Genomic DNA, 5,598 nt, shown 5'->3' on the forward strand with positions numbered 1-5,598 from the left:
ACGCAGCCGGTCGTATAACCGATCGAATTACGGTGACACGTGCGACAACCCCTCTTTACCGCTCTTTCGGTTTCGGCCCGCGCTTGGCCGGCGCAAGAACGAGGACGGTACGCGCCTCCATATCCTCCAGCCATTCCTTCGATCCAACCGGCCGGCCAACGCTCTCGGCCTTGCGCAACGCGGCATAGCTCATCGCCTCGTCGAACGCCTCGCCCAGGAACGTGGCGAAGTCACCCAGCCGCTCAAGCGCCGGCGTCACATCGAAAAGATCGTCGCTTTCTCCCGCAACGAGCGCCCTTGTAGTCGACCAACGCCAGTCCTCTGCCCCTTCAACCAGTCTCGCCCGCACCGGATTGAGCGCGACATAGCGCAGCGCGCTGACCAGATGCGCTTCGTCCATCGCGACCGAGCTGAACCGCCCCTGCCACAAATGCCCGGTAACCCGCAGGCGAGCGTTGATGTATCCCGTATAGTGGCGATGGACATAGCGGAACGTCCGCCGCAGCCCGTCCTCGTCGCTCGGCACCGCGATGATGTGGACGTGGTTGGGCATCAGGCAATAGGACCAGATCGCCACTCCCGATCGCGCCGCCGCGTCCGACAGCAGATCGAGATAGAGCTCGTAATCGCCGTCCTCGAAGAACACTTGCTCACGGCGATTGCCGCGCTGGGTCACGTGATACGGAATGCCGGGGAGAACGATGTGGGGAAGGCGAGCCATCGCGTCACGCTAGCTTACCTGCCACTTAGTAAAGTGGTTATTGCACGTGTCACCGTAATAGCATAATTAACCTGATAATTATATAAAGCCATCCGATTCCATCAGACAGATTTTACTTGAGAACTCGGATTCTCTATTATTTATTTTTATAGAAATTACTTCGTTAACAGATGATATTGCATCTATAATATCGCCCATTGCTATAGAATGGTTATACTCATCCGAGTCTCCATAATAGAACGTATAGAAACATCTCCATGCCCCATCATTTAATTCCGGCATAAACACTTCGACTATAATTGAAGCGTCGTCGTTAATTACTTTATAAACTCTTCTGCAAAGTAACTTCCTCATGGCTTCCAGTCCAAGTCAGAATAGATATACGGATCGAAAGGTTTGCCAGGCCGCCTACCTCTTAAACAATAAGAATAATGAATCATCGCATCACTAAGACAGGCATTTCTAGATCTCCAAAATAAATCCTTCGATGGAAACGGAAAACTTGGGTATAAAGAGAAGCACATTTTCTCATTAGCTGCGAGCTCTGCTTCACATTGTTTTTCCGTTTTTCTTGGTGGATAGCTATCGTCATTTGGCGGACTTTTCCCATTTCCATTCCCACGGTCAAAAAACATCCAAAGCGGCCACCATCCCCATAATCGGTAGTCCCATTTATTGGCTCTGCTCTGGTCGGCAGTGATGGTGATATCCCCCTGCCAACCAGCAGCCTGCGTCTCGTCGGAGTGGGAATCTTTTGCCGGCGCTGACTCGCCACCCCCGTTGTATAAGCCGGGATATGTACCATCGGCGCTTCCACAGCCAGATCGCACAGTATAGAACCCACCTATATCCGTCGTCACGTTGCCATCGGACCAGAGCGTTATTACCACATGGGCATAATTGGAATATGTGCACACCATGCCTGATGGATCTACTCTATTTATCGGATCTCCCCCGACGTAATTATATGAGTTCATCCCATCGCCATATCCGATCGGATCGGTCTGCATGAACCGCCCAAGCGTCGGCGAATACATCCGTGCCTTGTAGGAATAGAGGCCAACCTCCGGCAGCCAAGCCTGTCCGGTATATTGGAACCGTCCCTGATTGCTCGCGCCGGGGATGCCATACTCATCATAGGTGTTAGTCGCGATCGGTGAGCCGCTCGCGTTCGTCACCGACACGATCGAGCCGCGCTCGTCAGCCACCAGCCAGCGCTTGTCGCTTGTGCCCGCCCCCTCATACCAGACGAGCGGCTCGTCGCTTCCGGAGCCGGAGACATAGCGACGCAAGATGCTGCCCGATGGATTGGCGACTTCGGCCGCGATCTCGCCGCCGTCATAGACCATTCGCGTCGATACGCTGGTGTCGTACTCCGTCAATCGATTAAGACCATCATAGAAGAATGAGGCCGCTCCCGGCTTCGTGGTCAGGAGGTTCTCAGAGCTGTACGTGTAGGTATCGGCACCAGATCTCGTGAGGTTGCCCCGGGCATCATAACCGAACGACGTACCTCCCGCCGCGCTATATTGGTTGAGGCCATTGGCGGTGTAGCCGCGGTTCACGTTGGCCGCGCCCGTCCATGAGTAAGCATTGTTCGATCGCGTGGTCGATATGATTTGCGATCCTGCATTGTAGCCAAAGCCAAGCGTCAGGTCGTTGACGGTCCCCGCAAGGTCGGCGCCAAGCGACGAAAGGCGCGAGACCGCGTCGAAATTGTAATTGGTGCTGGTGCCGTTCGCCCGCGTCAGCGACTTGCGCCGGCCGAGATCGTCATAGCCGAAGGTGACGAGCGCTGTCGATCCATTCTCCTTGATCGTTGTGACCTCTCCGGTCACCTGATAGTCATAGGTCACATAGAAGCTGTCCCACCAAGTAAGACGGGTCCGGCGGCCGGCCGCGTCATACTGATAGCTCAACGTGCCGAACGGTTGGGCATCGCTGGTGAGGCGCGACAATGCGTCGTAGCCGCGCGTAATCGTCGTGCCGGTGTTTGATGCCGTCGTCAGCCGCCCGAGAAGGTCGTAGCCATAGGTGACATCAGCCTCGGCGCCCGGTAGGTTCTTGAAGGTGACCCGGTTCAGATTGTCATAGGTGTAGGCGATCGAGTTGCCGTCGCGCAGTCGACGATTGGTGACGTTGCTGTTAGCATCGTAGGTGAGCTGCTCGTAGTCGGTCGTCGAGCTCGTCCCCGAACCCTTAGTGATCGACGGATAGCGGGTATTCGACAACCGATCGAACCCGTCATATTCGTAGGTTGTCTTATTGTTCTCGGCATCGGTGAGCGTCGCGAGCGTCCCGTTGTCATTATACGTGCCGGTCGCGTCATCCGCCTGATCACTGGTGCCATAAGCCGACTGGGTCTTGGTCACACGGCCTACCGCGTCATAGGAAGTCTTTGTGATACGATCCGGGCCGGCGCTTCCCGTTGTTCCCAAAGTACACGCCGATCCGGGAAGCGATCCCCAACTCGCGCTGTTCATCCGTAGCGCGGTGCATTGCAGCCGCGCATCACCGTCATAGCTGTATTGCGTGACAGAGTAGGTGTTGCCCGCTGCGGTGACGACATCCTTGGTCTTGAATCCGTTGGCGTCATAGGTCGCCGTTGCTTGTTGCTGCGAGCTAAATGCCGCCCAATCGGTATCGGTTGTGCCGTTTACCGTCCCAACTTCGGTAACGGTCACCTGGCCATCGGCATTGTAGGTGTTCCTGAGCGCGCGTCGCTTCAGCGCCCCCGCGCCGTCGGGGTCAGCCGAGATCGTCCCAATTCGCCGGCGATCCGCGTCATAGCGGAACGTCGTCGTATCGGCGCTGCCCGACAGCGGGCCATCGACGGTCAGCAGATTGCCGATCGCGTCATAGGTTGCCGTGGTCGTGGCGCTAACCGTGGGCACCGTCTCGCCAGACGCGGCGGTAACCGACGTCAGGTTGAGGTTGTTGTCATACACCAGGGTATTCTTGGTCTCGTCCGCGGTGCCGACACAACTCGGTATGTCGCTCGCCTGGCCTGTGGCGCAGGTCGATGTCGCGGTGACGACCTTCACGCCGGCGACGGTGGAATAGGTATATCTCGTCTGCGGTCGCTTGCCGTTCGGCGCCGCCGGCGCCGTCACCGTCAGTACCAGGCCGGTCGTGCTGTCATAAGTATAATCGGTCTGGTTGCCGCGCCCGTCCTTGGTCCAGTTGGGACTGTTGCAGGTCGCGACATTGGTGCAGGTCGTATCATAGCCAGCACTGGTAACGATATCGGCAAGCGGCGAGCCGGTCTTGGCCTTGCGGGTCGTCGTCGTCACGTTACCGCGCGAATCATAGTCATACTGGACCTTGTCGCCCTCTGGGTTCGTCACCAACGTTAGCTGTCCAAAGCTATCATAGGTCATCGACGTGATCTTGCCCGCCGCGTTGGTAACCGACGTGGGCCGATATTTGGTGAGATCGGAGACGATTGTCGTCTGATTGGTCAGCGCGTCAGTTACCACCATGGTCGCGGTCGAGCCCGCGACCGAATAATTATACCCGGTCGTAATCCCATTGTTGGTGACCGAACTGACCTTGCCCGACGTATAATTGATCGTGGTGGTGTCGCTCGACGCGGTGGGACGGCGAACGCCGGTAACCAAACCGCCGCTCTCAGTGATCCGCCAGGTTTCGCTTGCCGGCGTAGCGATCGTCGTCACGCCCGAAGACGGGTTGGCATAGGTCACCGTCGGCCAGCTGGCGGAGGCGACATTAGCGTTCTGGAGTTGCGCGCTGGTGCGCCGAAACCAGTCGGGACCGGGATTGGCATGCAGCCCGCCCCCGGCGTTGCTCGCGAACGTCCAATTGATCGAATATCCGGCTTCGTTGCTCACGCTGGCAAGCCGCCAGGTGTCGGTGCAATTCAGCGTTCCATCGGGATTGAATATGGTCGCGCAATTCTCATGGATGTCCCAGCCGAACGTGACGGTCAATCCGCTCTTGCCCGACATGGTGTTACCCAGCATCGTGCAATTGGTCGGGACGTTCCCGTCGCAAAGATTGGTGATGTGATCCTCCTGGGTATTCCCCGCGAAGGTGATCGTCACGCCGTTCAACGTCCGATAGGTCGAGCCGTCGAACGTGGCACCCGTGCCATTCGCCGATACCCCGCTACTGGCACCGCCAGTGAAGACGAACCGGTCGTAGCTATTACCGAGGATGATGACGATCGTCTGCGTCGATCCCGATGTCGACTTGGTCAGATAGGCCCGAGTCCAATTGTCGGTCGCTCCACTATAGACGATCAGCGGAAGCTCCACCTGGCCCGATCCGATCGAGGCGATCGGCAATTGCAGGTTGAACTCGCCCGTCGTCAGGTCGACACCATTGGCATCGAGATTGGGATGCGGAGAATCGGCCCATGCGGGCGCCGCAAGACAGCCCCCCGCCAATGCGGTCGATGCGAGAATGGCGCGCGCGAGCTTATGGCCGAACATCGTTCGTCCTCCCCATGAGAATGAATTGCAGTTGAGAGCAGGAAACAGGGTAGCGCCTACGGCGCGCCGGTCACGTTCACGTTGACGCGGTTGTCCGCCTTGTCGAAGCTGTAATTCGACACAACGTTGTTGTTAACCGTGCCCGAGTGCGCGACCTTCACCAGCCGCCCCTTGGCATCATAGGTGTAATTGACCGTCTCGGATGCTCCGGCCATGCCGGTCGCCATTGCGGCGAGCATTATCGAACCGGCGCAGACAGTCAGCGCCGTAGCTAATCGAGCCATGTTGCCCCCTGATTCGAACAGGCAGAGGCTGTTTCACTATCTCCAGCTTGGCAATGGAAACTATTTGATAAACCAACAAATCGCGTTCATTTTGGGCGCATCTTTACCGGGAGCCAGCGCCTCCTATTGCGCGCCGCCA

4 protein-coding genes are annotated in these 5,598 nt (G+C 57.4%); 1 reads left to right on the plus strand and 3 read right to left on the minus strand.

Annotation, left to right across the window (positions count from 1 at the left end; all coding sequences use genetic code 11):
• Positions 1-55: 55 nt before the first annotated feature.
• From SAS01S_RS21435 to SAS01S_RS21445, 3 genes are all read right to left on the minus strand, one after another.
• On the minus strand, positions 56-721 hold the full coding sequence (locus tag SAS01S_RS21435; protein ID WP_066813182.1) for a transposase: 666 nt from the start codon (positions 719-721) through the stop codon (positions 56-58).
• Positions 722-1,071: 350 nt separating this feature from the next.
• Entirely contained in the window at positions 1,072-5,175 is a 4,104-nt protein-coding gene (locus tag SAS01S_RS21440; protein ID WP_066813184.1) for an RHS repeat domain-containing protein, read from the minus strand.
• Positions 5,176-5,231: 56 nt separating this feature from the next.
• On the minus strand, positions 5,232-5,390 hold the full coding sequence (locus SAS01S_RS21445; RefSeq protein ID WP_218016352.1) for a hypothetical protein: 159 nt from the start codon (positions 5,388-5,390) through the stop codon (positions 5,232-5,234).
• Between SAS01S_RS21445 and SAS01S_RS23095 the strand changes: the two genes are divergently transcribed.
• A partial coding sequence (locus tag SAS01S_RS23095; RefSeq protein ID WP_218016353.1) for a hypothetical protein occupies positions 5,389-5,598 on the plus strand: 210 nt, incomplete at its 3' end. The two genes, SAS01S_RS21445 and SAS01S_RS23095, sit on opposite strands and share 2 nt — an antisense overlap.

It is taken from the genome of Sphingomonas asaccharolytica NBRC 15499 (genome assembly GCF_001598355.1).
GTDB lineage: Bacteria > Pseudomonadota > Alphaproteobacteria > Sphingomonadales > Sphingomonadaceae > Sphingomonas > Sphingomonas asaccharolytica.

Excerpts from the sequence above, each read along its gene's own strand:
- SAS01S_RS21440 (WP_066813184.1), bottom strand. The coding sequence starts at position 5,175 with ATGTTCGGCCATAAGCTCGCGCGCGCCATTCTCGCATCGACCGCATTG.
- SAS01S_RS21445 (WP_218016352.1), bottom strand. The coding sequence starts at position 5,390 with ATGGCCGGAGCATCCGAGACGGTCAATTACACCTATGATGCCAAGGGG.
- SAS01S_RS21435 (WP_066813182.1), bottom strand. The coding sequence starts at position 721 with ATGGCTCGCCTTCCCCACATCGTTCTCCCCGGCATTCCGTATCACGTG.